Origin of the sequence: Bacillus sp. RO1 (assembly GCF_012524115.1) — a bacterium.
Classification (GTDB): domain Bacteria; phylum Bacillota; class Bacilli; order Bacillales; family Bacillaceae_I; genus Sutcliffiella_A.
In genome coordinates this window covers 113,806-139,254 of sequence record NZ_JAAZWB010000087.1, presented here as the reverse complement: position 1 = coordinate 139,254, position 25,449 = coordinate 113,806, and the positions used below count along the sequence as shown (strand labels likewise).

The 25,449-nt window shown below is 40.5% G+C and carries 33 protein-coding genes and 1 riboswitch; of the genes, 19 read left to right on the top strand and 14 right to left on the bottom strand.

Going from position 1 to position 25,449, the window contains the following annotated elements; genetic code table 11:
- Window positions 1-78 precede the first annotated feature (78 nt).
- The 3 genes from HC179_RS17490 (at window position 79) to HC179_RS17480 (ending at window position 1,943) form a co-directional block, all read left to right on the top strand.
- Window positions 79-1,047, top strand: coding sequence for a tRNA dihydrouridine synthase (locus HC179_RS17490; RefSeq protein WP_168865631.1), 969 nt, complete (start codon window positions 79-81; stop codon window positions 1,045-1,047).
- 188 nt (window positions 1,048-1,235) lie between these two features.
- Entirely contained in the window at window positions 1,236-1,424 is a 189-nt protein-coding gene (locus tag HC179_RS17485; RefSeq protein ID WP_168865480.1) for a hypothetical protein, read from the top strand.
- 72 nt (window positions 1,425-1,496) lie between these two features.
- Entirely contained in the window at window positions 1,497-1,943 is a 447-nt protein-coding gene (locus HC179_RS17480; RefSeq protein WP_168865479.1) for a staygreen family protein, read from the top strand.
- A 91-nt stretch (window positions 1,944-2,034) separates the two neighbouring features.
- On the opposite strand, the gene HC179_RS17475 is transcribed toward HC179_RS17480, so the two are convergent.
- The 3 genes from HC179_RS17475 to HC179_RS17465 form a co-directional block, all read right to left on the bottom strand.
- On the bottom strand, window positions 2,035-3,234 hold the full coding sequence (locus tag HC179_RS17475) for an MFS transporter (protein WP_168865478.1): 1,200 nt from the start codon (window positions 3,232-3,234) through the stop codon (window positions 2,035-2,037).
- A gap of 165 nt (window positions 3,235-3,399) precedes the next feature.
- Window positions 3,400-3,705, bottom strand: a complete 306-nt coding sequence (locus tag HC179_RS17470) for an ArsR/SmtB family transcription factor (protein WP_168865477.1) — start codon at window positions 3,703-3,705, stop codon at window positions 3,400-3,402.
- A gap of 27 nt (window positions 3,706-3,732) precedes the next feature.
- On the bottom strand, window positions 3,733-4,497 hold the full coding sequence (locus HC179_RS17465) for an SDR family NAD(P)-dependent oxidoreductase (protein ID WP_168865476.1): 765 nt from the start codon (window positions 4,495-4,497) through the stop codon (window positions 3,733-3,735).
- Window positions 4,498-4,940: 443 nt separating this feature from the next.
- Between HC179_RS17465 and helD the strand changes: the two genes are divergently transcribed.
- Window positions 4,941-7,259: an RNA polymerase recycling motor HelD gene (helD, locus tag HC179_RS17460; RefSeq protein ID WP_168865475.1), complete on the top strand. Its 2,319-nt coding sequence runs from the start codon at window positions 4,941-4,943 to the stop codon at window positions 7,257-7,259.
- A gap of 92 nt (window positions 7,260-7,351) precedes the next feature.
- Here the strand turns inward: helD and HC179_RS17455 are convergent, their stop codons facing one another.
- Window positions 7,352-7,786: a hypothetical protein gene (locus tag HC179_RS17455; protein ID WP_168865474.1), complete on the bottom strand. Its 435-nt coding sequence runs from the start codon at window positions 7,784-7,786 to the stop codon at window positions 7,352-7,354.
- Between the two features lie 188 nt (window positions 7,787-7,974).
- On the opposite strand from HC179_RS17455, the gene HC179_RS17450 reads away from it, so the two are divergent.
- Together HC179_RS17450 and HC179_RS17445 are read left to right on the top strand one after the other, a co-directional pair.
- The gene (locus HC179_RS17450) at window positions 7,975-8,817 is read left to right on the top strand and encodes a helix-turn-helix domain-containing protein (protein ID WP_205825381.1); all 843 of its coding nucleotides are present in this window, start codon (window positions 7,975-7,977) and stop codon (window positions 8,815-8,817) included.
- An 848-nt stretch (window positions 8,818-9,665) separates the two neighbouring features.
- On the top strand, window positions 9,666-10,166 hold the full coding sequence (locus tag HC179_RS17445) for a hypothetical protein (protein ID WP_168865472.1): 501 nt from the start codon (window positions 9,666-9,668) through the stop codon (window positions 10,164-10,166).
- A gap of 49 nt (window positions 10,167-10,215) precedes the next feature.
- Here the strand turns inward: HC179_RS17445 and HC179_RS17440 are convergent, their stop codons facing one another.
- Together HC179_RS17440 and fosM are read right to left on the bottom strand one after the other, a co-directional pair.
- Window positions 10,216-10,740 carry a GNAT family N-acetyltransferase gene (locus tag HC179_RS17440; protein ID WP_168865471.1) on the bottom strand — a complete coding sequence of 175 codons (525 nt, stop codon included), beginning with the start codon at window positions 10,738-10,740 and terminating at the stop codon, window positions 10,216-10,218.
- An 18-nt stretch (window positions 10,741-10,758) separates the two neighbouring features.
- Window positions 10,759-11,181 carry a FosM family fosfomycin resistance protein gene (fosM, locus tag HC179_RS17435; protein WP_168865470.1) on the bottom strand — a complete coding sequence of 141 codons (423 nt, stop codon included), beginning with the start codon at window positions 11,179-11,181 and terminating at the stop codon, window positions 10,759-10,761.
- A 285-nt stretch (window positions 11,182-11,466) separates the two neighbouring features.
- Here fosM and HC179_RS17430 point away from each other — a divergent pair, with 285 nt between their 5' ends.
- Together HC179_RS17430 and HC179_RS17425 are read left to right on the top strand one after the other, a co-directional pair.
- On the top strand, window positions 11,467-11,895 hold the full coding sequence (locus HC179_RS17430) for a hypothetical protein (protein ID WP_205825376.1): 429 nt from the start codon (window positions 11,467-11,469) through the stop codon (window positions 11,893-11,895).
- Between the two features lie 20 nt (window positions 11,896-11,915).
- The gene (locus HC179_RS17425) at window positions 11,916-12,638 is read left to right on the top strand and encodes a class I SAM-dependent methyltransferase (protein WP_168865468.1); all 723 of its coding nucleotides are present in this window, start codon (window positions 11,916-11,918) and stop codon (window positions 12,636-12,638) included.
- 21 nt (window positions 12,639-12,659) lie between these two features.
- Here the strand turns inward: HC179_RS17425 and HC179_RS17420 are convergent, their stop codons facing one another.
- Both HC179_RS17420 and HC179_RS17415 read right to left on the bottom strand, forming a co-directional pair.
- The gene (locus tag HC179_RS17420; RefSeq protein ID WP_168865467.1) at window positions 12,660-13,214 is read right to left on the bottom strand and encodes a DUF3231 family protein; all 555 of its coding nucleotides are present in this window, start codon (window positions 13,212-13,214) and stop codon (window positions 12,660-12,662) included.
- Window positions 13,215-13,341: 127 nt separating this feature from the next.
- Entirely contained in the window at window positions 13,342-13,902 is a 561-nt protein-coding gene (locus HC179_RS17415) for an AAA family ATPase (RefSeq protein ID WP_168865466.1), read from the bottom strand.
- 638 nt (window positions 13,903-14,540) lie between these two features.
- Here HC179_RS17415 and HC179_RS17410 point away from each other — a divergent pair.
- The 3 genes from HC179_RS17410 to HC179_RS17400 all read left to right on the top strand — a co-directional run bounded on the left by HC179_RS17410 (window position 14,541) and on the right by HC179_RS17400 (window position 16,487).
- On the top strand, window positions 14,541-14,900 hold the full coding sequence (locus HC179_RS17410; RefSeq protein WP_168865465.1) for a DUF3221 domain-containing protein: 360 nt from the start codon (window positions 14,541-14,543) through the stop codon (window positions 14,898-14,900).
- 786 nt (window positions 14,901-15,686) lie between these two features.
- Window positions 15,687-16,118, top strand: coding sequence for a hypothetical protein (locus HC179_RS17405; protein WP_168865464.1), 432 nt, complete (start codon window positions 15,687-15,689; stop codon window positions 16,116-16,118).
- Window positions 16,119-16,214: 96 nt separating this feature from the next.
- Window positions 16,215-16,487 carry a spore coat protein gene (locus tag HC179_RS17400; RefSeq protein WP_205825380.1) on the top strand — a complete coding sequence of 91 codons (273 nt, stop codon included), beginning with the start codon at window positions 16,215-16,217 and terminating at the stop codon, window positions 16,485-16,487.
- An 88-nt stretch (window positions 16,488-16,575) separates the two neighbouring features.
- On the opposite strand, the gene HC179_RS17395 is transcribed toward HC179_RS17400, so the two are convergent.
- Window positions 16,576-17,409 carry an undecaprenyl-diphosphate phosphatase gene (locus HC179_RS17395; protein ID WP_168865630.1) on the bottom strand — a complete coding sequence of 278 codons (834 nt, stop codon included), beginning with the start codon at window positions 17,407-17,409 and terminating at the stop codon, window positions 16,576-16,578.
- Between the two features lie 269 nt (window positions 17,410-17,678).
- Window positions 17,679-18,107, bottom strand: a complete 429-nt coding sequence (locus HC179_RS17390) for a stage III sporulation protein AH (protein WP_240948570.1) — start codon at window positions 18,105-18,107, stop codon at window positions 17,679-17,681.
- 232 nt (window positions 18,108-18,339) lie between these two features.
- Between HC179_RS17390 and HC179_RS17385 the strand changes: the two genes are divergently transcribed.
- The 4 genes from HC179_RS17385 (at window position 18,340) to HC179_RS17370 (ending at window position 21,208) form a co-directional block, all read left to right on the top strand.
- On the top strand, window positions 18,340-18,696 hold the full coding sequence (locus HC179_RS17385; RefSeq protein WP_168865462.1) for a YciI family protein: 357 nt from the start codon (window positions 18,340-18,342) through the stop codon (window positions 18,694-18,696).
- Between the two features lie 127 nt (window positions 18,697-18,823).
- A complete protein-coding gene (locus HC179_RS17380; RefSeq protein ID WP_168865461.1) occupies window positions 18,824-19,360 on the top strand; it encodes an isochorismatase family protein in 537 nt (178 codons plus the stop codon).
- Window positions 19,361-19,724: 364 nt separating this feature from the next.
- Window positions 19,725-20,018, top strand: a complete 294-nt coding sequence (locus tag HC179_RS17375) for a PadR family transcriptional regulator (RefSeq protein WP_168865628.1) — start codon at window positions 19,725-19,727, stop codon at window positions 20,016-20,018.
- Window positions 20,015-21,208 (top strand): DUF2812 domain-containing protein, encoded by a 1,194-nt coding sequence (locus HC179_RS17370; protein ID WP_168865460.1) that lies wholly within the window; start codon window positions 20,015-20,017, stop codon window positions 21,206-21,208. The genes HC179_RS17375 and HC179_RS17370 overlap by 4 nt, the downstream gene beginning before the upstream one ends.
- A 77-nt stretch (window positions 21,209-21,285) precedes the next feature.
- Here HC179_RS17370 and HC179_RS17365 read toward each other — a convergent pair whose 3' ends face one another.
- Entirely contained in the window at window positions 21,286-21,771 is a 486-nt protein-coding gene (locus HC179_RS17365; RefSeq protein ID WP_168865459.1) for a hypothetical protein, read from the bottom strand.
- Window positions 21,771-21,977 (bottom strand): helix-turn-helix transcriptional regulator, encoded by a 207-nt coding sequence (locus HC179_RS17360; protein ID WP_168865458.1) that lies wholly within the window; start codon window positions 21,975-21,977, stop codon window positions 21,771-21,773. The genes HC179_RS17365 and HC179_RS17360 overlap by 1 nt, the downstream gene beginning before the upstream one ends.
- A 172-nt stretch (window positions 21,978-22,149) precedes the next feature.
- On the opposite strand from HC179_RS17360, the gene HC179_RS21090 reads away from it, so the two are divergent.
- Both HC179_RS21090 and HC179_RS21085 read left to right on the top strand, forming a co-directional pair.
- Window positions 22,150-22,482 (top strand): hypothetical protein, encoded by a 333-nt coding sequence (locus HC179_RS21090; RefSeq protein WP_240948569.1) that lies wholly within the window; start codon window positions 22,150-22,152, stop codon window positions 22,480-22,482.
- Window positions 22,466-22,855: a hypothetical protein gene (locus tag HC179_RS21085; protein WP_240948568.1), complete on the top strand. Its 390-nt coding sequence runs from the start codon at window positions 22,466-22,468 to the stop codon at window positions 22,853-22,855. Before HC179_RS21090 ends, HC179_RS21085 begins: the two co-directional genes overlap by 17 nt.
- Before the next feature lie 114 nt (window positions 22,856-22,969).
- On the opposite strand, the gene HC179_RS17350 is transcribed toward HC179_RS21085, so the two are convergent.
- Complete coding sequence (locus HC179_RS17350; RefSeq protein WP_168865457.1) at window positions 22,970-23,311, bottom strand: hypothetical protein; 342 nt, start codon at window positions 23,309-23,311, stop codon at window positions 22,970-22,972.
- A 157-nt stretch (window positions 23,312-23,468) separates the two neighbouring features.
- Between HC179_RS17350 and HC179_RS17345 the strand changes: the two genes are divergently transcribed.
- Both HC179_RS17345 and tenA read left to right on the top strand, forming a co-directional pair.
- A complete protein-coding gene (locus tag HC179_RS17345; protein ID WP_168865456.1) occupies window positions 23,469-23,708 on the top strand; it encodes a hypothetical protein in 240 nt (79 codons plus the stop codon).
- A gap of 128 nt (window positions 23,709-23,836) precedes the next feature.
- Window positions 23,837-23,940, top strand: a riboswitch (TPP riboswitch).
- A gap of 142 nt (window positions 23,941-24,082) precedes the next feature.
- Window positions 24,083-24,772 carry a thiaminase II gene (gene tenA, locus HC179_RS17340; RefSeq protein WP_168865455.1) on the top strand — a complete coding sequence of 230 codons (690 nt, stop codon included), beginning with the start codon at window positions 24,083-24,085 and terminating at the stop codon, window positions 24,770-24,772.
- Window positions 24,773-24,846: 74 nt separating this feature from the next.
- Here the strand turns inward: tenA and HC179_RS17335 are convergent, their stop codons facing one another.
- Window positions 24,847-25,257 carry a VOC family protein gene (locus tag HC179_RS17335; protein ID WP_168865454.1) on the bottom strand — a complete coding sequence of 137 codons (411 nt, stop codon included), beginning with the start codon at window positions 25,255-25,257 and terminating at the stop codon, window positions 24,847-24,849.
- Window positions 25,258-25,449: the final 192 nt, after the last annotated feature.

Here is a 25,449-nt window from a genome sequence, read left to right as displayed (position 1 = left end):
ATGTTATAAAGTTATAAGTGTAAAATTTTTGAACGGGTTTGAGAAATGGCATTACTAATGAGAGGATTTGAGTTTGAAATGATAGATAATTTTTGGCGTGATTTACCGAAGCCGTTTTTTGTGTTGGCGCCGATGGAAGATGTGACAGATGTAGTTTTTCGCACGGTGGTAAGAAAAGCTGGGCGTCCGGATGTGTTCTTTACCGAGTTCACAAATTCGGATAGCTACTGTCATCCTGAGGGCAAGGACAGTGTGCGCGGGCGTTTACTTTTTACAGAGGAAGAACAGCCGATGGTGGCGCATATTTGGGGAGACAACCCTGAGTATTTCCGTCAGATGAGTATCGGGATGGCGGAGCTTGGTTTTAAAGGAATCGACATTAATATGGGTTGTCCTGTGCCGAATGTGGCGACAAGAGGGAAAGGGAGCGGCCTGATCCAGCGTCCAGATGTTGCGGCAGAATTGATCCAAGCAGCGAAAGCAGGCGGACTTCCTGTCAGCGTGAAAACGCGACTTGGCTTTACGGAAGTAGACGAGTGGAAGGAATGGTTGAAGCATATTCTAGAACAAGACATCGCGAACCTTTCTATTCATCTACGTACGCGAAAAGAAATGAGTGAAGTCGATGCGCATTGGGAGCTGATTCCGGAAATCAAGGAATTGCGTGACCGCATCGCGCCGGACACGCTGCTAACCATTAATGGAGATATTCCTGATCGTCAAGTTGGGCAGGAGCTTGCTGGAAAATATGGCATTGACGGTGTGATGATTGGAAGAGGTATCTTCAAAAATCCTTTTGCTTTTGAAAAAGAGCCGAAGGAACACACCAGCAAGGAGTATCTAGATCTCCTAAGGTTGCAACTGGACCTTCAAGATTATTATGCGGAAATAGTACCGCGCAACATGTCTAAGCTTCATCGCTTTTTCAAAATCTATGTCAAAGGCTTCCGTGGAGCCGGAGAACTGAGAAATCAACTCATGAACACGAAATCAACGGATGAAGTACGGGCGTTGCTGGATGCGTTTGAGAAAGAGAATGAGCTGTAGGGAACACCGTTATCTAATAAAAAATAGACAATGTGAAAAGCCGAGAATAGTTGCTATTCTCGGCTTTCTTGCGTCTGTTTACAAGGAGATGAGTGACGGGCCTATCCTTTCAACTCCCCCCATGAAACATATTCAACCCCTCCTCCGTAATATAAATATAGAAGTAACGGAGGGAGGAACCAACCGTCATGGATGTATCCTTATTTTTATTCATCATTCCATTATTATATTTACTGAGTTATGTGATTTTATTTTGGGTTTTCGTGGACGCCAAAGAAAAGCATGGAACCAACATTGGTTGCTTGTGGGCATTAATTGTATTCGCCACTGGTCCGCTAGGTTTAATCGCTTACCTGATTGTTCGAAATGCGGATTGATTGCAACTGCACATAGAAAATAATAGTGGCTGGAGGTACCTTTCCGCCTTACCCGAGGAATGGAGCTGAAATATGGGAAAATTAGATCCTGAAAAGCTTAGTCTGGATTTTAAACCTGGTGTGACAACGACAAATCCAATGATAGGACGAAAATATACATTGACGCACTCTGATAAAACAGCTGAGCTTTTTTTGACGGTAGGCTTACAATTTGCATATGACAAGATTACTAGTATAAGGGATGAGGTTTTAGCAGAATGGAAAATTTCTAGCTGGGGCATATTTCTTTATGTCTACGTTTATGTAGGAAATTATGGTCCTACAATAAACGCGATGCGGAATACTATCTTTAGACGCGAATTGCCATTGGCCCTTGAAGCGATCATCTATGGCGATGGTAAATTCTTTAAAGTACATCCCCAATTAATGAATTCCCCCATATGGATACAGTTTGATTCAACGGAACCTACCTACAACCGATTTGAGTACTGGGGTACTGTTATGGATTATCGGCTATAAGGCACCGCTTTCTCCACTATTTCCAACCAACAAAAAAGCCGAGAATACCAGCTATTCTCGGCTCTATTATGTGCTTGAACAAGAAAATGAGTCAGTGTGCCTGTCCCCTTAAACTCTCTTTCTGATCTAAATAATAACTCAAAAACGTCAGAAGACTCGCACCGACCGCAACAACACCGCCTACCCAAGTGACATGTATGAGGCCCACATTATGGTACACTACTCCCCCTAACGCTGAACCAAATGCGATGCCGACGTTACTTGCCACTGGCATGAGGGAAGCAGCCAGTCCTGTTGCTGTTGGTTGATAAATTTTGGCTAAATCAATCAGGTAAAGCTGGGTGGATGTAGTTAAAAGTATCGCCATCAACGACATCAATCCAATGTTGACAAGTCCCAGTCCAAAATGATTAATGGTCCAAAATAAGCTGATCAATACAGCTGCCTGTACAAGAAACACAAATCGAAGGCGACCGATTGCATTATGACTGGCTATTTTACCTGCCAGGATGTTACTGAAAATCGAAATGAAACCGTACACGAAAAGAATCAAGCTGATGGAATAGCTTGGTGCGCCCATTCCCTCCAGGATAGGAACAAGATAGGTGAAAACGACATAGGTCGCCCCAAATCCGAGCGCGGGAATGAAAAAGGCGATCAGAATTCGCGGGTTGGTCAGCAACGAGAACTGATCTTTGATTGAGCTTCGAACTTGGCTGAGCTTGCTTGGCAGGACGAAATAGGAAGCCAGGAACGCCAACACTCCCAGTATGGTCGTCAGCATGAAAGTGGAATTCCACCCAAACCAAGATGCCACGACCGTCCCGATTGGCACTCCGATGACGTTCGCAAGGGTAAAACCACCGAACACAAATGATATTGCAAGCCCACGCTTTGCTGGCGGCATCGTTTCACTTGCTACAATCATCGCCAAAGAAATCAGAACTCCTGTGACAATGGCCGTTAAAATCCGAAAGGCAAGCAGCATTGTGTAGGACGTGGAAATGGCGCATAAAGCATTAAATATAATGAACGCTCCAATCAACACCAACATCCATTTGCGTTTTGGAAAATGACTGGTTGCGGACATCACAATCGGCGTGGCGATGGCAAACGTAATGGCAAACGCAGAAACGAGTGTACCAGCTTTTGCATTAGACATATCAAGACTTGAGGAAATGTCCGTCAAGATCCCGACTATAACAAACTCGCTTGTACCAAGAACAAATGTTAATAATGAAAGGGTGAAAATGAGCAACCAATGTTGCCTCGTTAATTTCGCAGATTGCATAAATACCTCTTTTCTAAGCTGTATAGGCATGTGTAGGATGTAGATAAATAACCTAAATATCATAACATAAGGAATGGACTTTTAAGAAATTTTCTAGCATGAGAAAAAGCCGAGAATCTCTGCGATTCTCGGCTTTCTTGCGAATGGGTCGGCGTGCCTGTCCCCTCATCCCATGCAATCACTCTCCACAATGTCTACTAAAGCTTTCAACTGGCTCACACTAGTCTCCAAGGTTAAGGAATAATAGCGCATGGTTCCTTTTTGTTCCATCTGCACCAGTCGGTTGTCTTTTAGAATTTTTAAATGGTGAGAAATGGCCGGTCGAGAAAGGGAGGACGTGTTTGCAATTTCTCCAACACTAAGGCTTTCGTGTTCTGCCAATAGTAAAATGATATCCTGCCTGGCAGGGTCACTTAATGTGGTAAACAACGGAATACAGGACCGAAAAACATCTATTGCTTTTTGTGTCATGGCTGTAACCTCGTTTATGAGTATAGTTTAGTTTTCTTTCATGACAAGCTTCGCAACTTTAGCTGCCGTTCGCCTTGGTAAAAATTTGGCGGCCAAAGCCCCAACCTTATTAAATCCGCCCGTTATCACTACACCTTTTCCTTGCATTAAAGCATGATACCCTTGTTGTGCTACAACATCTGATGACATAGCATTGCTAAACATTTTCGTGTTCTCCACTTTCGCGACAGAGCTGAAGTTTGTTTTGGTTGCACCAGGGCATAGAGTGGTCACCGTGATGTTATCATCTTGTAACTCCTCAGCCAATGCTTCTGAAAAGGATAGAACATAAGCTTTTGTAGCATAGTAGACGGCCATGTTAGGTCCTGGTTGGAATGCTGCAGTACTTGCTACGTTTAATATTTTCCCGGATTTACTCTTTTTCAGATCTGGCAGCAAACGATACGTTAATTCGGTTAAGGAGGAAACATTGAGCTGAATCATATTTAATTGCTGCTCAATATTCAGGCTTTCAAAGGATCCCAATAATCCAAAACCAGCATTATTTACTAGTACATCCACTGAGATTTTCTGAGTTTTCATTTCATCCACTATTTCTTTGATTGCATCAGGCTTGCTTAAGTCCTTAGAAATTACTGTAACGTTAATGTTTGGAAAATCTCTCTTTATTTCTAGAAGCTTTTCTTCATTGCGTGCTATTACTACCAAGTTGTAGCCGTCATTCGCAAATAATTTTACAAAGTCCAATCCAAGTCCGCTAGATGCGCCTGTGATTACAGCTGTTTTCGTCATATATAAATTACCTTCCTTTTCGTTAAAGTATTTAAATGTTTAAGTGTTTAAACACATAATACAAAACACATTTTACTTCTGTCAATCATTTTTATATTTTTTCCTTAAAGCAATATTGTATTAATGTTTTTAGGTGGATCGTTTTTTCATGTAGTTGTCGGTGATCTTAACAAGGTGGGGAAGGAGGTTGTGGAAAATAAAAAAAGCCAAAATACATAGTATTCTCGGCTTTCCTGCGTATATAAACATAAAAATGGGTCGAGGTGCCTGTCCCCTCGACCCAAAAAAAACACTTGAATCCCCCACAAATTCATGGTAAATTCAAATAGATTGTATTGTATTATCTTTGATATGTATATAATTTTCCCTATTATAATCATACAATACAAACCGCCCCGAAGTCAACCCCCTAAATATCCATTTTCAAAAAAAGGAGTGTTTGCATGAGTAAGGAATTTCAGTTGGAGCAAAAACGTGTGGACGATGTGATGGAGACCATTACAGAGGAGATCGGGAAGCTGGAAAAGGAGACTTCCAGACGTAAGGATGAAGTCATTCATATTCGCAAACACTTTTGGGATGAAGTCAAGGTTAGTACAGATTCGTTTGATGATTATTTGGAAACGATCATTGGCTTGAGGCAGGAGGCACAAGCGTTGTCGGTGAGTCAGAGCTCGCATAGGCATGCCTCGAAACGGTTAAGTACGCTGCGCAAAATGCAGGAGATTCCTTATTTCGGCCGGATTGACTTTAAGGAGGACGGAACCTCGGAAGAAGAACAAATCTATATAGGAATCTCAGCCCTTATGGATCAGAGTGGGGAGGACTTTCTTATTTATGATTGGCGGGCTCCGATCTCGAGCGTCTACTATGATTACCAACCGGGTCGTGCAAAATATACAACTCCAGGTGGAGAAATAGAGGGGATTTTAGAAAAGAAGTGGCAGTATTTAATCCGAAATGGTCAGCTGGAATCCATGTTTGATACAAGTCTCACCATTGGGGATGAAATTTTACAAAAGGTACTAGGTAAAGCGACTGCAGATAACTATATGCATAATATCGTCGCCACCATTCAGCAAGAACAGAATCGGATTATCCGTCATGACAGCGGTAGACTCTTGATTGTTCACGGTGCGGCAGGTAGCTGGAAGACATCAGCAGCCCTGCAACGGATCGCTTATTTACTTTATAAATATAGAGAAAACCTGGATGCCGACCAAATACTTTTATTTTCCCCTAACTCCATGTTCAAGAGCTATGTCTCCAATGTCCTGCCTGAGCTTGGCGAGGAAAGCATGGAACAGGTTACCTTTCAAGAGTATCTCGATCACCGTCTTTCTAAAACGTTCCAGGTGGAAAACCCTTATGAACAGTTGGAATATGTATTGACCGAGAATGATTCACCTGGCTATAGCGCAAGGCTTGCAGGTATAAAATTTAAGGCGTCGCTTCGTTTTTACGATGCAATCCAATCTTATATAGAATCGTTAGCCACCGAAGGAATGACGTTTAAGGATATTACTTTTAGAGGGGAAACGATTGTAACGGCTCAGCAAATTTCGGATCGATTTTACCAGCATGAATCGTCCCTTCGCTTGTCCAACCGACTGGAAAATTTGAAGGATTGGCTGATCAAAGAGTTAACATTCATTCAGAAGACGGAAAGTGATAAAGCCTGGGTTCAAGAGGAGATGGAGCTTCTTAGTAACGAAGAATACCACGAAGCACGGGCGTTTTTGGCGAAAAAGAAAGGCTTTGAGAGGGAAGAAGTTGCGGATTATGAAGTGGATCCGAGGGCACTTGCGCGTTTGCTGGTACACAAGAAGATGAAGCCTTTGCGGCAACGGGTTCGAAGCTACCAATTTATCGATTTCAAAAGTCTATATCAGCAGATTTTTGCGGAGCCAGCTAGGATTGGACAGTGGCTAGAAGGGGAGCCGCCTGGAGAGTGGTCTGAGATCTGCCGGGGAACAATTGAAGCGCTGACGGCAGATAAACTGTGGTATGAGGATGCGACGCCGTTTTTACTTTTAAAAGAATTGATTCTTGGCTTTCAAATCAACAGTTCCATCAAGCATATTGTGGTGGACGAAGCGCAGGATTATTCTCCGTTTCAATTTGAGTTTATGAAGCGCCTTTTTCCCGCTGCCAGAATGACCGTCCTGGGTGACTTTAATCAGGCGATCTTTGCCCATGCAAGTGAAGCGGTTAACTTTGACGTGCTGGAAGGCCTTTATGGACCGGAGAAAACGGAGATCATTAATATTACGCGGAGTTACCGATCTACCCGACCGATTATCGAGTTTACGAAAAAGCTTGTTCCAAATGGTGATAAAATAATTCCGTTTGACCGAGATGGCGAGGAGCCGGTGGTGACGGAAGTGGAGAATTTTGAATGCTTGCATGCTAGTATCGCGGAGAGAGTGGAGGAGTTAAAGGCTCAGGGATATCAAAGCATTGCCATCATCTGCAAGTCGAGTGAAGAGAGTGGGAGGGCGTTTGAAGCACTTTCTCCAAGGGTTGATAATTTGAAGCTGTTGAAAATGAACTCGATGGAGTATGAACAAGGCGTGGTCATTGTGCCGTCTTACTTGTCCAAGGGTGTGGAGTTTGATGCTGTCATAGTTTATAATGCGTCAGATGAAGTGTATGGCGATGAGAGCTTGAGAAGGGTGTTTTATACAGCTTGTACTAGGGCTATGCATTATTTGGAAATCTGTAGTGTAGGCTCATTGACCCGTGTGTTCGTCAATGGATAGGAATTTTAATAGGGAGCCCAAATAGGACCATCCAATCTGGATGGTCCTTTGTTATTCTCGTAAAACTATCTTTTCTATAATGATGGAATTCTTCATATCTCATTATCTAATTCAGCTAACAGTTCAAACATTTCATCGTAATAACCATTTTCGAAAACTAATATTGATTCTACTCTGTCATTTAACATATATAAGCTAATACCCAATTTTTTTGATATATGGGTATCCGCAACTTCAATGACCGAACGATCAAGTTCCCTTAATGTCTCTAAGGCTTTTTCTTCTGTCATTTCTAGAAAGCAAATACCATTTATTTCGGGATTGCTCTTACCTACAAATTCAAAAGCATTACTTGTTAAACCATCTTCACTATAATAGACTAATAAGCCAGCATTCACATAATGTTCTGCTGGTTCATCTTCATCAGTCATGAAAGCTTTTGGTTCTTCTTTTATTACCTTCTGTATTTCGTCCTTCTTCATGTTTATCTTTAAAGGTCCAACCGATAAATACGGAATAATCTTCATCTAACCACCTCTATTGTTATTGTACCATTTCTTTTTTTCTATCTCTTTCTTGGCAAAAATGTACCTTGATGGACTTGGTTTTCTTTTTAACAGAATGGAATCAACTCAAGCACCACTTGATATACATATTGGCAGAAAAATCTTACAATTAATCTATCAAAAGCGAAGAGGTGATGGAAGTGTTTGATATGAAGAGGATTGGAGTGCAGATTGGCAATTGGCGCAAAACGAAAAAGCTGACCCAGATGAATTTGGCGGATCAGTTGGGGGTAAGTTATCAGGCGGTAAGTAATTGGGAGCGTGGCGAGACGATGCCAGATATTGCAAAGCTACCTGAACTTGCGACCATCTTAGAGGTAAGTATTGATGAACTATTGAATCATGAAAAAGGAAGTGCCCTGATTCAGCAGATTATAGCTGGGGAAGAGAAGGATTATATAGCTTCTGCTGAGGAGTTTTCCAATGTGGCACCTTTACTTGATTCAGAAAAAGCGGATGGAGTTTTTAAAAGTCTATCAGATACTCTCACCATGAAAGATTTGGCGACATTTGCCCCGTTTATCAGTCAAGATGTGCTTGATGAGTGTGCCAAAAAGAAATTCGAGGAAGAAGGAATAAAACCATTAGCAGGCATCGCTCCATTTGTAAGTCGTGAACTATTGGATGAATTCGCGGAAAAATCAGTGATGGAACAGGGGGTTAAATCCATCGGTCCGGTTGCTCCGTTCATAAGCCGAGACAAGCTGGGCCACTTTGCAGAAAGGGAGTATGAAGCACAAGGATTAAAACAAATAAGCGTAATTGCTCCTTTTTTAAAACAAGAAGTGCTAACTACATTGGCAAAGCAAAGTTTTGAAAAAGAGGGAATCCGGTCTATTGTACCGCTCTGCCCATTTATAGATAAAGAAGTGTTGAGTGAATTAGCTCTAAAGGCAATTTCAGAAAAAGGATTAAAAGAAATCATACCAGTCATGCCTTTTATTGATCAGGGAGTACTTAATGATTATGTGAAGGAAAGTGCCGGTGTGTAAAGTTTTCAGGGGATAGGGGGGAGTTCGGTGAATTCCCCCTTGTCGTGCGATCTACTTGGTGTCAGTCAGTTTCTGAATCGTGCCTCTAAACTTTACCGATTCCCTCTAAATTCCCCTATCCAATGCTCCTCTCAATTTAGGAATGCTAGTGGGTCGGCGTGCCTGTTCCCTTGACGACCTTAGTGACGAGAAAAAAGGAGTAGATAGGTCCTCATCGCCGTTATGAGGACCTCAGTGACGAAGAAAAATGAGGAGGTAGGTCCTCATCGGTGTGATGAAGACCTCTTTGACGAGGAAAAAAGAGGAGAGAGGTCCTCATGGGCGTGATGAAGACCTCAGTGACGAAGAAAGACGAGTAGAGAAGTCTTCATCCCCGATATGAAGACCTCAGTAATGAGGAAAAAGGAGGAGAGAAGTCCTCATGGGCGTGATGAAGACCTCAGTGACGAAGAAAAAGGAGAAGGTAGGTCCTCATCCCCGATATGAAGACCTCAGTGACGAGGAAAAGGGAGTAGAGAGGACCTCATCCTCGTTATGAAGACCTCAGTGACGGGGAAAAAGGAGTAGAGAGGACCTCATCCCCGTTATGAGGACCTCAGTGACGAGGAAAAAGGAGTAGAGAGGACCTCATCCCCGTGATGAGGACCTCAGTGACGAGGAAAAAGGAGTAGAGAGGACCTCATCCCCGTTATGAAGACCTCAGTGACGAGGAAAAAGGAAGAGAGAGGACCTCATTACCGTTATCGCCTGTCCCCTCGAACTCAGTGAAACTTTTCTTCTCCCAAGTCGTAAGTAGTAGTAGGAGGCGATAATATGCAACAAAAGATGTGGTCCTTGGTGAAAGCCTCATGAAATTCTATTGGCTGAAACAGTCCTTGGTAATTCTATTTCTTGTTTTATTTGCATTCATATCAAATTTCAATCTGGTTAACCCTTATTTGACTATGGAAAATCCATTTTTGAAACAACTGTTAGTCCTAGTGTCCGTTTCACTGATCTTGTTTGCGTGTAATCAATTGCTCTATAACCATGCAAAAATGAAAAAAGAATTCATGCAGCATCCGCTATGGGATAAAATGTTCATCATCATCCTAGTTTGGCTTATGATTTCATTTGTCCTGTTTATCGTGTTATTTTTCTTCAAGCCATTACAAGACTTACTCAGTCAACACGCATGGCTGATGTTTCTAGTTGTCTATTACTTTTTGTTTTTCACAAATCTCTTCATTCTGTCAATTGTACATAAAGTGATGGACTCATCAGTAAAAGTAGAGAAGAAACTCGTCATTACGTGGACCAGCTCAACTCTATTAATTGCGATAACTTTATTTGTATTACCGAGTATTTGAAGGGTTGGAGGGATAGGCCAAATAATAATGAATGCCTGTCCCCTCAGCTCTAAAATACGCTCTTAACATTCTCCCAACCATATACAACTTCCGTAAGCTTCTTTCCCGCAATTTGAACTTCAAGATCCTCAATTTTCTTGCCCCCCAGCGCTTCATAAAACAAACACGAAGCATTGTCTTTTAAAACAAGAACAACCATGGTGTTTAGTCCCATCCCTATGAGTTCGTCTATTATCGGTTGAACCAGTGCTTTTCCAATACCTTGCCCCTGATACTCCTTTAAAATATAGATGGCGTATAATTCCCCATCGAAACCAACATATTTACCACTTCGTTCTTTACCACCAGAAGAAAAACCAACTATTTCGCCTTCATTATTTTCGGCTACATATACACCCCCATTAGGAATGCTGTTTAACCATATTTGTTCCCGACTTTCATAAGTTAATTTGTTCAAATATTCATCTGGCACAATGTTGGCATATGTTGTTTTCCAACTCTCGACATGTACTTTAGCTATCCCTTTTGTATCTGATAAAATTGCTTTTCTGATTTTAATAGACTCTTTATCCATTTGCGAACCTCCATAATTCTAGTTGAAAAATTCCATATGTGTTTTCTCTTTTGCGTAATAATCCAATCTATCCTGTAGTGTCCCTGTATGGAATTCAAATTTATGACCATCTGGATCCGTAAAATAAATGGACTTTTTATCTCGTTCATCTCTTGGGCGACCTGATAAAATGTTCACATTCAATTTCCTTAGTTTCTCGTAGATTTCATCAAACGCTACTTCTTCAATGGAAAATGCAATGTGTGTATAAGATTGGTGTATTTCATTACGAGGTATATCTTCCTCTACATTAAGAGCTAGCCACATTCCATTTAAATCAAAGTATGCAGTGTTTCTGCCTTTTACCAACAATTTAGCATCAAATACTTCTTTATAAAATTTAATAGAAACTTCTAAATCAGAAACGGAAAATAAAAAATGATTGAGTCCCTTTAATTGCATGGTTTCACCTCTATGAAAATGATTCTGATAGTTCTTTGCTGGATATCAGTCTGTTCCTTCGGGCAAATTCTGTGCCTCGGCACTATGTACATTCTCGGCTATCCATATCAAATTCCTTTCTCAAGTCCCAGATTGTTTTACTAGCTTCTACGTTTTTTAGTCGGTTTAGTTTCACAATAGTCGTGAAATATTGGTAAAATAATACTCATTAATTAACGAAATACTAGCAATCTTAAAGAAGCTCTCAGGAAGGAATATGAAAATATCATGAAGAGGAAGAGAATATTGATAAAAAAACTATCCATTTACATAGGTCTCTTAGCTCTCTTAGCTCTCTTAGCTTCTTGTTCAGCGCAAAACTCAATGGTGGACCCAATGAGCGTAGAAGAAGTGGTAGAAGTATTAACGGAGCAAGGTTTTATATTAGAGAAAAATGAAGACTTATCAATTAAGAGTGTTTTCGCACAAGAATTAAATGGTGTTACACCTGAAGTGTACCTGCTAGAAGGTAACATGTTATCCTTATATGTTTTTCCTACTTCAAAAGAAAGAGCAGAGGGAATTGTAGAATTTGGAGAAAAAACCGCTACAATGAATTTGATAGACCACCAAATATATGGAATAAATAACATATTGGTGTTTTATGTGAGTGCAGATGAAAAATTGCAAGAGGATTTGTTTGAAGCATTAATTTTATTGGATAATCCAGAGTAAATAAAGAAGGAGGGGAAAAAATGACCGACCTCACAAAAGAAACCTACAACAAACTAGCTCAAACCTACCAAAAGGATACAGATGAAGGAAGCCCTTATAACGCTTACTACGAAAGACCGGCAATGATGGCTGCTTTACCTTCCGACCTGAAAGGTAAAAAAGTGCTGGACGCCGGTTGCTCGGCTGGCTGGTATAGTGCTCAATTGGTGCAGCGGGGTGCGGAGGTTACAGGAATTGACCTTAGTCCGGAAATGATAAAAGCGGCGAAGGAAAGGGTAGGCGAAGCAGCGACATTTCTTTGTCATGATCTCCAAAAGCCCCTGCCTTTCGAGGATAATTCCTTTGATGTGATTGCCAGCTCCCTTACACTTCACTATTTGAAGGATTGGACCTCGACATTCAAGGAATTTAGCCGTGTTTTGAAGGCAGGCGGGACCTTGTTATTTTCCGTTCATCATCCGTTTATGGACTATACGAGCTTCCAATGTAAAGATTACTTCGAGACACAACTGTTAACAGACACTTGGAAAAAGCCAACCATCACCATTGAGGTCAGCTTTTTCAGAAGGCCGATGGAGGATATCGTCAATCCAACTACTCAATTTTTCATGCTTGATAAACTGATGGAACCCAAACCGCTCGAGAAGATGAGAGAGATAAAAGAAGAGGCTTATCACTATCTCATGACAAGCCCACATTTTCTTATAGTAAAAGCAATGTCTAAAAAAATGCCCAGAGAATAGGATCTCTAGGCATTTTTGCATTTAACTAGGTGGATGGGGAGCCCCAGGTGGATTGTATGGTGGGGGAACTCTTAACCAACCTCTGGCTTTCATTAAATTTTTCAGTGGTGCAGCAAATTTCATTAAATTAACCTGAATGGAAAAAAACAAAAGCCCCACATCGGTTCGAACTGTTTTTGACATAGCTTGGGCACAGAAAGTTACGGAGGCCGCAACTTTTACAGAAATAAGATTGGCAATCTCATCATCGGTTAATCTAACACCTTCGGGAACAGCACTTGGTTCGGAGGCTGGTTTATTTGGATAAATAAGAGGCAATGGAACTCCTTCTTTAATGAGCAACTCCTCTATCCGTTTCGTATCAGCGAAACTACCTTTCAACGCCTCTTCTAAAACGGGCTTTAAGTCAGTGTCATTGGTAGTGTTGAGTGCAATCTGATAAAGGGTATGGGCTTCCTTAAAAGCTGTAAAAGCTGTCCAAAGATCCATTACTTCGCCAACATGTAAAGGGAATTTTGGCTCTTCATCTGTGAAATTTTTAATGATGGCTGCTATGGCTTCTATTGCGCTAGTCATTGTGAAACCTCCATATTCCGTTTACTTTTACTTGAAAAGTAGTTTCTCTAATCATTTAGTATGGGGTTTTATGTTAAATTTATTACATTTTTTGAATTTATAGGGAAAGGAGGAGAGGTCTGGACCCTTAAAAATCAAAGCGATTCTTAATAGACCTTGCGACATCCTCCGCGCTCATATTCGTATTATCAATCTTAATGTAATTCTCAAATGGTATTTCCCCATCCAATGAGTTCAACCGATGCTTCTCCAGCGTCTCCAACAAATCGTTCTCCGACCATTCCAAATCTCGCTTTTTCGGCTTGTGTTCCAGACGGTTTGGCGTTTTGTTTCGCTCCAGTCGCTCGTCTAGATCTGCTTCCAATTCGACGTAGTAAACCGTGGCACCTCTGGATTCAAACAACTGAGTGAGGTTCTTCACATACTCCCAATCCGACTCCTTATCAAACATCCAGACATAGGTGAAAATCATGCCGTACAGATCGCTTTTTGAAACCTCTTCAAATATCTCCTGGCGAAACAAGTTCACTAACCGCTTTGCTTCCTTTGTGCTGTAGTCAAAAAAATGCCCAACCAAGTCGATTGTCATATGGTTATGGAAAAGCTTTAAATCAGTTATTTTCGCTAACTCCTGCCCGACGGTCATTTTTCCGACTGCTTGGGGGCCGAATATATGTACAAATTTCATAGAGATCGCTCCTTTCAAATATAATAAAAAATCTAGGTTGTCAGCCGGATAATCCCCGCGTCCAACCAGTGTCAGAAGAGAATTAGGAATATTTTAACATAATAAAAGGTGTTTTTTTGTGATTGGTTTGAAAAATATAATATTTCTGAAAAAACACCGTAATTATGGATATATATGTTAAATTAAAAGTGGAGTATTTTTTCAAAAAGAGGTACTTGGCAAAAGAGGGGGAGTCAATTTGTTGTACGAAAACTTTAGTACTTTCATGTATGGATTTTTATTTTGGTGGGCTATTCTCCTTGTTTTTAAAAGGTTTCCTGGTAGCTATCCGGACAAAAACACTTGGAAAAAAGACATATCTGTAACGTTTATTCAAAGTTTAGTCTTGCTTGCGGCTTTTCAAATTGTTATTTACTTTCAAAATAGTTGAACAAGATTATTAAGTGAAGAAGAAGGTGTATAGATGATATACAAAGTGCTCTTATTTATGGCAGTTGCTATTTTCATAGTGAATTACTTAGTCGGACCGGCGTTTTTAAATATGGATAGTAGTGATACGGGATTATTTGTGGGCTTAATGTTGTTGTGTGTAGTTATTGGGCATATCTTGAGACGAGACAAATGAGGTGAGAGATAAAATGGATCGGCGTGCCTGTCACTTCATGCATGTTTTATTCATAAGTTTAATTGTTGTTTTGGTTGGTTGTACATCAATAGAAGAAAAAGCAAATCCTAGTTTGATTATTGATGCCTTAATTCTTGAGGTGAAAGACGGAAGAATGTTAGTTGCAGAGAATGTAACCAGAAGCGAGTACGCTGCGGTTAGTAAAAAAACAATTCAAGAATTAGATGAAGAAAGAATCTCACTGATTTATTTGAGTTTTGATAAATTAGCTGATGTAAAAGTAGGAGATGAAGTGCAAATTTGGATCGACGGTGGGCTGGATCACTCCTATCCCGCAAAAGGTCATGCGAAAAGGGTTGAAGTGAAGGAATAATGAATGATAATGGGCCGGCGTGTCTGTTCCTTCAACCACAGGGAGGTTTCTATCGCTTGAGCGGAGCGGTAGAAATCTCTTTTTTTTCGTAAAATTGTAGAACGTTGGCGTGGAAAGGTAGAAGCTCGTTTGGGAAATGTAGAAGGTAACTCGGGAAATGTAGAAGCTGACCGTAAAAAGGTCGAAGCTGACGGCGAAAAGGTATAAGTGTAAGTAAGCAACAAAATGGAGCAACCAGGAAGGATGAGAATCCTCCATAAAAGTTCCTTCCGTTCTGCATCCTTTTTGTGGACTTATTCCTAAAACTAAAATCCTACCCTCTCTTGCTACTAGGTAAAATACAACTATCATGAAAATCGTGTTGGCAGGTAGCTGTGTTTGTTTTTGGTAACGATTGAATAGAATGTCCTTTGAGATAGGCAAATTCAAAGTAGAAAAATTAGCTGTTTGATTGTACATTGAATCGACGCACGCCCAGAGATAAAACCTCTGGGTATTTTTGTGTGATTTAAAATATGTTGCAATACCATTATTTAAACAATCGTTTGTTCAAAAATAAATCGCGTATTTTGAGCTAAGGGTTGAAAAGCATTCGTGATTTTTCAACCATTTTCGCAAGGTATATTAGGATAAGAAATAATGGAGAATTGTTCTGCCCTCTTTTAAAAACTAATGGTAAATATTACGCTTATAGTGTAAAATTACACAAAAGAGGAAGAGGAGGATGATTATGTCATTTCTAACAATGGCGTGCCTGTCCCCTCAACACAAGGAGGGAAACGTTCGTTGAAATTCAGAGTCCTTGCATGTTTAATTCTGCCCATCCCTAATATTGCCTTTGGAGTAACGTTCAACTTAATTGATTCTTTTAAAGGAAGCCCAGCAACTATCGAAAATTTACTTGTATCTTTGGTACACTTAGCTGTTTGGATTATCTGTTTTGGATTGGCATATAAAGCCAAAAATAAAGCTGTGCTAAAGTTATATGCTATTTTTTTGGCACTATCTTCAGCTATTTCTGCTTTAACGGCTTATATTAACTATGTGGATACAACAATTAATTTTGGATGGGCTATTCCTTTTGCTATCTTACTCTTGCCGCAATGGCATGGATTTAACTACTTCATAGAGAGTTATTTTGTTTCATCCATTATACTACTGTCCATATCTCTAGTAATGTTCAGCACCACGGTTTGGAGATGGAGGAAAATAATCTAAGAACAATGGGTGGCCTGCCTTTCCCCATCAACCCGCCACTAGGCATTCGCACATCTTTCTAGGTACAAGTTTATAGACTCCTGTCGCTTGAATAGGATGGTATGGAATAACTTGAGGGAGTGTAGTCTAGTGAACTTTAATTATCATGATCAAAGAAGAATCGTTGGTCCGGGCTTTGGTTTAGGTGGATTCGGTTCTGGCTTTGGTGTCCGTCCGGGTCTAGGATACGGCCGTCCAGGCTTTGGGTTTGGTTTTGGGCTGCCGTTTATCACAGGATTGGCAGCAGGTGCCCTATTAACACCAAGACCAAGACCATATCCGTACTATCCATATCCGCCGTATCCGTATCAACCGTATCCATATTATTAAAATAGGAACATAATAAAAACCACTCCCTAGCTCAGGAAGTGGTTTTATATGTTTATTAAAAAGTGGGTAGGCATGCCTGTCCCTCGACTCAAAAATAAACCAAGTAAATAACCAGTGCCAGCACAATGCGATAAATAGCAAATGGCACAAGCTTGATTTTATTAATTAATTGCAAGAAGAACTTTATTGATATTAAAGCGAAAATAAATGAAGTAATAAAACCGGCAGCAAAGAACGGTAAAGCTTCGATAGTGAAATACTGCCAATTTTTTAGTAGGGAGAGTCCGCTCGCTCCAACCATGATAGGCACTGCCATAATAAATGTAAAATCAGCAGCAGCCCTATGACTCATACCTAGGAGGACTCCTCCAGAAATGGTGGAACCCGATCTTGAAAATCCTGGCCATAAAGATAAGCACTGAATCAGTCCGATGGAAAATGCCTGCTTATAGGTCATTTGATCAACACTCTGCATTTTCGGCTCTTTTGGACCGAATAGGTCGGCGGCAATCATCAACACAGCGCCGATAACAAGTCCAATCAGAACAGTCTCCAGTGAAAATAAGTGTTCGTCAATATAGTCTTCGAACAATAGCCCCAAGACACCTGCCGGAATCAGCCCCACCATAACATGGGTAAGTTTAAGTCGCTTGGAACCTTGTGAGGTAGATGCACCTCTGAATTTATTTCCCCCAAGCAGCTCAATAAATCGGTTCCTGAAAATCACCACTACTGCCAGGATGGACCCTAGCTGTATGACAATTTTAAATGTGTTGGCTACATACTTACCAAGAAACTCGTTTGATTGTAGAAGCATATCGTCCACAATAATCATGTGCCCTGTTGAGGAAACAGGAGCAAACTCCGTCAAACCTTCGACAATCCCTAATATGACTGCTTTTAATATGGTAATAAAGTCCATCATCTAGCTCCTTTTTATTTGTGCGATAATCTCATTACTATATTACAAATCAATAGTTTTGGAAATATGAAAAATTCAATAGTTTAAGAGAATATAACCTGTCTTAGATAGGCGAGCCTGTTTTTGCGACTCCATGTCTAAAAAAGATGAAAGATAAGCATGTTTTTATTTGAAAGGCTCTGTTATATTTTAATGTTGATAAAGAAGTAAAATTAAAGGAAACCTTAATAATAAATGGGTTTCCTCTATTTTTGTTCAACTTAGGCTGATTAACTTAATAAGAAACTGTTCCATAAGGTTTCATCAACCATAAAAAACCCTTCGTGTGAACATCCAGCCAACATACATTTATCATTATGATAAAACATTAAGTCTTCTGGTAGTTCTGGGCTAATCCAACCAAAAAGAGAACTGCTATATTCCTTCAAAAATAGCCTTGTAGCATTATTCATCTGAAAATAATAAACGTATGCTGTACCACCAGAAAGTTTAGTGGTTTCCCATTTTCGTTGAATTTTCCTTTCGATTAAATGCCCTTTAATATCGTTTATCAAATTATCGACATAGGCAAGACGTTCTTCTTCAATATCCATCATCTGTCTATTCTCAACAAACGCGAAACGATTACAATGCTTTGATAAAAGGTCTATTAATTGCTTATAGCGTTTACCCTTAACATTTTCCGTTATCATCAGCATATTAATTCCTCCTCATAGTCCTTTAACTATCTTACTACACATTGGATTATGACAATCGTAAACCTGTCATATGTGTCAATCATTTCAAAAACAACCATGGGTTCGGTCAAAAAATGAAAATCTTTGTTCAACTTTGGACAATTGCAAAATCTAACCAACAATACATCACTTATTTTCAACTTAATTTGGTATGATTTATTGTACCGAGGACATGAAAAAGGGGAGAACTTATATGTTATTCATGCTAATCGTCAAAGCCTCAACAAATTCAGAAACTGGAAACCGCCCAAATCCAGAGCTTAATGCAGCAATGGACCAGTATAACGATGAATTAGTGAAAGCAGGCGTGCGAGTAATGGCGAAAGGACTACATCCAAGTTCAAATGGAATGCGCATTTCGTATCCGGAGCCCGGTGGAGAGCCAGTAGTGAAGGAGGGTCCGTTTTCTGACCCGAATAATTTGGTTGCCGGGTTCATTTTGATTGATGTGAAGTCGAAAGAAGAAGCTGTCGAGTGGGCGATGCGGATGCCGGATCCTCAAGGATATGGAGAAGGACAGATTGAATTACGTCAGGTGTTCGAATTTTAAGTTAAGGAAGAGGGGGAGGCGACAGTGGGTCACCGTGCCTGCCCCTCAACACATGTTTGCGGGAAGGAGGACTTTACATCCACCTTCTAGAAGTATATCCCTATTAACAAAATAGGTAGGTGATAATATGAAAGCATTATTAGTCATTGATGTTCAAAATGGTATTGTTAATTTTGGTGATTTTAAAGAAGAACTTTTAATGATGGAAAATGTGATAAAAGATTTCAAGGATAGCAAAAGCCCTGTCATCTTTATGAGACATGTGGATGACATGGAAGAGAGCCCTTTATATAAAGATTCCGTTGGTTCTGAACTGCATGCTTCATTAAAGGACTATGCTGACCAGGTAATAGAGAAGCTAACTCCAAGTTCATTCGTGAATACTAGCCTCTCTGAAACACTAGAAAAGTTAGGTGTTGAGCATCTTTTCATTACAGGCTTCAACACAGAGTACTGTTGTATGTTTACCGCCATCGCAGCCTTTGATAGAGGATATAAAGTGACATTCATTGAGGAGGCCACTGGAACGGTCAATAACGATGAAACTTACGAAATGCCAGGCTTGGACATAAAGGACTTTGTTGGAACTGTTTTGCATTGGTCCAACGCCATTGAAGTATTAGATTATGAAGAGTACGTGAAAGAATATAAAGTGTTGAGATAACAAAATGCAGGTAATCACATAGATTACCTGCATTTTGTTTGTTTTACTGCTTTCTTAGAATAACTAAAATTAAACAAACGTTTGTAGAAACGAAAATTAAAGGTTGTATTGTAAGCTCTCAAAACCATACGACAAACCTCAACCATTTTCGCATTCTATATCAAAATAACTTCTGTCCAACAACAGAAGTGAAGCCGCGCGAAAAACTGGGTCACTGTGCCTGTCCCCTAAGCACAAACCCCCTTGCACAACTATGTCACACCATGATATAGTCATACTATGACATATATCACGTCGCGACATACTCGTAAGAACTGGGGTGCCCACATTGGAACTATCTAAAATCATAAAAAAATACATACCCATGACAGAAACCGCATTCTATATCTTGCTCTCATTAACAGAACCACGCCATGGCTATGGCATCATCAAACACGTCGAAGAAATTTCAAACAATAGAATCCGTCTTGGTTCGGGAACCATCTACGGAACGCTGACAAAAATGCAAAAGGATGGAGTCATTACGGTGTTTGCAGACGCAGAACGTAAAACAGTATACGAAATTACCGATAGCGGGAAAGAGCTGATTACCGCAGAGATCGAACGATTGAAGGAGCTTCACGGAAATGCATTGAAGTACGAGGGGGAATTTAAATGAAAACCTACACGAAACCACTATGGAGCTATGATGTGCAGAAAACAGAGCAATGGCTCACCAACCAGGCAAAGGCAGGCTATTATCTAAAAGAGCTGCACCGTTTTAAACGAGGCTTCACATTTGAAAAGGGCCAGCCAAAGGATGTCACCTACCGAATTGCCTACGATAAAATAAAACCTGCAATCCTTTCCAACACGATGCGCAATGACGGTTGGGAAAAAGTAACCCAAAGCGGCAAGTGGTATGTGATTGCAAACGAAAGACCGCAGGCAGAAGTGACCACTTCCACCAGCCGCGACGCCATCATCAAGCGCAACAATTTTATCTTTTACGCATTTATGGCCATACTCATCTACATAACAGGCGCAACCTTGGCAAATGTGGCTCTCTTCACTACCGCCACCATCGCAAGCGACGGCAACGTGGAAGTAGTGGAAAGCCCGCTTTGGATCATCACTTACACTGGCGCAGCACTAGTAACCGCCTTTTACCTATTCATGATCTACTCTGTTTGGAAAATAAAGAAGACAAACAAAGCGCTCTCAACTGAGAATCCATCAACATACATGGCACCATACACCCTAGAAAAGAAAAACATGACCAAAGCAGAAGAAAAACAACTGAAGCGTGAAGGCATCCTCATCAAACGCCGCAAGTTCGGCTGGATGTACTCACCGGACAAACTAGAAAAATGGCTGGAACAAATGGCAGCAGAAGGGAACCGCCTCCACCGCGTTAACAAACTTGGCACCACTTTCTACTTCCTAAAAGGAGAACCACAAAATATTAAGTACAGCGCGGACTATCAAAATCTATCGAATGACAGCTATTTCGAGATTCATAGACAAGCAGGTTGGAAGGAAGAATTCAGTTCAAAGGGAGCCCTCCAAAAATGGACGATTTGGAGCAAGGAATACGAAGCTGGCGAAACAGCACCGGCCCTGTACAGCGAACAAACGCATAAGCTCAAGCAAGCCAAGAAAGTGGCCCTTTCCTATACCGCCTTGTTCTTACCACTGGTTCTTATGTACATCTACATTGCGAGCCTTAACACCTTCTATATTTTCAGAAATGGTGGGGAGTGGTCCATCGTGAATTCTAACACCATTATGTTTTTCATCTGTATCCTCCTATTCGGGACATTCATCACGAAAACTTGGATGTATTATTTTAGGTTGCGCAGGGCTTGAGGCTTTTAAATGAAAAAAGGACCATTAGAACCCAGACGGTTTTAATGGTCATTTTTATAGAGGCTATTTCTTTTTCATCAAAATTCCTCACTGCCTTTTTCCGGAGTCAACGCCCATATCAACCCAATCAAGATTGGGGGAACGCTAGCAAGCAGGAACCACCAGTTGCCGGTAGTGGTAGAAAGAATAATAAAGATAAGTAGGGACACGGCCACAATCGCTATCCCAAATTTCACTCTAGAGGGTTTCAAAGGCTCTTCCATATTCATATTGATGGACAAGATCACGCCTGTAATTCCCCAGCTGGCAAAATGAACAAGCATGATGACGCCCAATACCATGGCTGCCTTTAGTTCCATTCCGAACATGATCAAAGTGAAAAGAATGTACATGGAAGCAAGGCTGAAAAACCAAGAAATGGACCGAGCCTTCTGCCAAATATGGTCATGCAGTTCATCTAACCCACCTTGCTTTTTGGCCATACGGCGGCCAAACCACCAAGCTAATATACCTATGACAGCTCCTCCATATAATCCGACCAACCCGCCAATTTGCACTGCCATTATTCTTCTCCCCCTTCTTCTAAAATAAAGACCTCTTCAATGATGCAATTGAATACTTTTGAGATGTTGTATGCTAGTTCAAGTGATGGATTGTACTTTCCTGATTCAATCGCAATGATGGACTGTCTCGAGACGCCTACCTGCACGGCCAGGTCCTCTTGCGTCATCTTCGCAGCCTTGCGCAGATCCTTAATCCGATTTTTCAACTTTTCCACACCTCCGATTAATTTTGTAAAGCTAGCTTTACAATCGGTTGTAAGTAAAGCGTACTTTACATTTGGTGGAATGTCAAGGATGCTTTACAAAAAAGGGCGTTGACGAAAAAGAAGACTCCGCTATAATTATGGTTATTATTGGATATAGAATAGGGGGGACAATATGAAGAAAAAATTCATCATCGGACTTTTATTGGTAGCCGTCATTTCCGTCGTATCTTTTAAACTATTTCAGAACTCTACAAGCAACATAAATGAAGACGTATTAACAGATTTAGAAGGAACGATTTATTTTACCAAAAGGGTGGATGGGGTTCTTACCTTATTTAAATCAGACGCAAGCCTGCAAAATAAAACATTAGTATATAGCCATAAAGGGAAGGGGAATGACGGGTTAGGAAACTATAATGATAATATTATAAACTTTTATTATTATAAGGCCGAGGAAACAGTCTACTTCATCGCGATGGATAACGAGTTTGTTCTCCTTAAGTGAAGGGGAAGAGACACCGACCGTATTGCAAAAAGAAGTGATGGAAATAGAGACGGATTATATACAGAACGAAACGGAAAATGGGACGGCTTCCTCGAAAAAAGGTTCTCTGTATTTGTTGCGCGAAGGAAACGAAAAAATAATTAAGAAATTCCATGGGCTGTATGACGAGAAGTTCACCGGATACCGCCCAACTGGATTCTCCCCAGACGGACAACACTTAGTCTATCATTCCATGGAACACGAAACCCCACCCGGAACGATCTTGAAGGGGCTGGTTGCAGATTCAATTGGGAACACGTATGTGATGGATTTGTCGACTTTGGAGAGTGCGGAGTATGTTGATGCTCATAATATTCAATGGGTGGAGGAGTAGACTCGACCAGTTTTTGTGTGAGAGGTACGAGCAAACAAACAAAAAACAGTGGCGGATAAACTTACCTCCGTCACTGTCTAAGTCTTATTCAATGGGAAACCGTGCCTGTCTCCTCTACTCCCTCGAAAACACATGCTTAAAAACAGACCGAAGTACTAACACAACCACTACTAACACAACCCCGGTTAATACAATCGCAGAATTCATCCCAATAGGTTTAAACCAACCTTCATTAGGAGGAGTAATAAAAGTTGTCCCCAACCAAACGGAAACAATAATAGTGATTACGTTTACTAGAATTATAAGCCCAACCTTAACTTTTATAGACAAGAAACCAACCAATCCAGCAAATAATAAGGTACCTACGAACAAGAAATCAGCACGCTCTGGATGCTGTGAAGTTTCGAAGTAATGAAACAGAAACGGCATAGGAATTAACGAAACAACAATCCACAAATGTCTAATAAAAACTCCTCCTCTTAATTGAAGAAAGTGGGTCGGCGTGCCTGTCCGCTCAGCCCAATTCATAAAAATACATTAGCATAAATTTCCTTTTTATTATACGATTAATACTTAATATTTACAGATACATAGAATAAAAGGGGGCTTCATATTGTATTTATTACTGTCGATTTTATTGTCTACCATATTAGGTTATCTATTACTCATGATGGGACCTTTGGTTGGCGGTTTCCTGGCTTTTGGAATATTCGCAGGCATCTTGTTTAGAGGACTGTATCTCCTAAACGACATCCACAAAAGGCTCACAAAAGATGAACCCAAATACGATCCAGTCAAAGAGGCTTATGAAAACTATTTGAAAGAGAAAGAAAGCGAAGTTCAAGGGAATTAATCTCAGAAGGTATCGCCGTGTATGTCCCGATGGATTAAAGCTTGGACTTCCAACTTAGATGTAGGTCCTCGCCTCCAAAACAAAAGTCACTTGGAATAAATATCTATTTGTTGTAAAATATTCATATGGATATCCACTAGGGGAGCCAATTGGCTGAGACGGAGCTTTACGCGACGGACCCTTTGAACCTGATCTGGGTGATACCAGCGGAGGAAAGTGGCGCTTTGAGTTTAGTACGTACGTATACTCAAGCTCCTCTTTCCCGTGGAAGAGGAGCTTTTTCGTTATTTAATAGAGAGCGATTTTACTAAGTTTTGTTCTTCTGTGGGAAAAGGTGGGTATTCTCCTAAAAAATTTTTAAGGAGGAATACGACATGAAGTTTTCTGAGCAGTTACGAAGAGAGGCAGATCCGATTTTTCAGGCAATCTTTGAACACCCATTTGTAAAAGGTATTGGGGAAGGAAATGTACCAAAAGAAGCACTTATTCATTATGTAGAGCAAGATTTTGAGTATCTCTCTACTTTTTGCAGAATTTATGGGCTGGCGGTTTCTAAATGCACCGACCGCGAAGATATGGCATTTTTCCAACAACAAATAGGATTCGTGCTAAATTCGGAAGTGCATCCACACAATAACTTTTGTGAAGTAGCTGGCGTCCGTTATGAAGATTTACAGAAAGCTCCACTTGCCCCAACTGCCCACCACTATACTCGGCATATGATGGAAGCAGCAGCAAACGGGACATTAGGCGAAACACTTGCAGCCCTCGCCCCTTGCCCTTGGACATATTGGGAGATTGGAAAAAAGCTAATCCAAGAAGTGAACCCAACACCTGATCATCCTTTCTATGAATGGATCATGTTTTACGGAAACAAGGAAGTGACTTCGATTACACAAGTATTCATGGACAAGATTGATGCTTGTGCATCAACAGCAGGTGAAGAAGAAAAGCAACGCATGCGAGACCACTTCATCACTAGCACTCAATTAGAACATCAATTTTGGACAATGGCTTATACGCAGGAAAAGTGGCCTGTTGCTTTAGATTTTATGAGGGTTTAATAATATAAAGGCTAAATTATACTAAAAATGCAGGCAATCATAATGATTACCTGCATTTTGTCGTCTATGTTTCATTATTGCATTGCAGCTTGATCCATGTAAAAGAGTTCCCAAAGATGACCGTCTATATCCTGAAAGCTCCAACCATACATAAAGCCATGGTCCTGCGGTTCTTTTGAGGGCTTTCCACCAGATTCCAAAGCAGCATGGACAATTTTATCCACTGTTTCCCTACTATCGACAGATAAAGCTATGATTGCTTCTGTGTATACGGTTGAATCTGCAATTTCCTTACCGGTAAACGTCTTGAAATGGTCCTCCGTTAATAACATCGCATAACTATGATCATTGATAACCATACATGCTGCTAGTTCATTTGTGAACTGTTGATTAAATTCAAATCCAAGACCAGAGAAAAACGCTTTGGATTTATTCAAATCTTTAACTGCCATATTAATGAAGATTTTTTCAGCTTGCACACCCATAACATCCACCTCATTATAAAGTTATTTATAATTCAAAATTTCGCTAGCCTACACTCCAATCCCTCTGAAAAAATTAAACTTAATATATTTGTAATAATGATAAGAGGCTCCTAATTAGCCTTTTATTTTAGTAGGAGTGTGTTACATCCAAGGACTTCATTAGTACCCTTTAGCAAGGATTAGCCGTTGTTC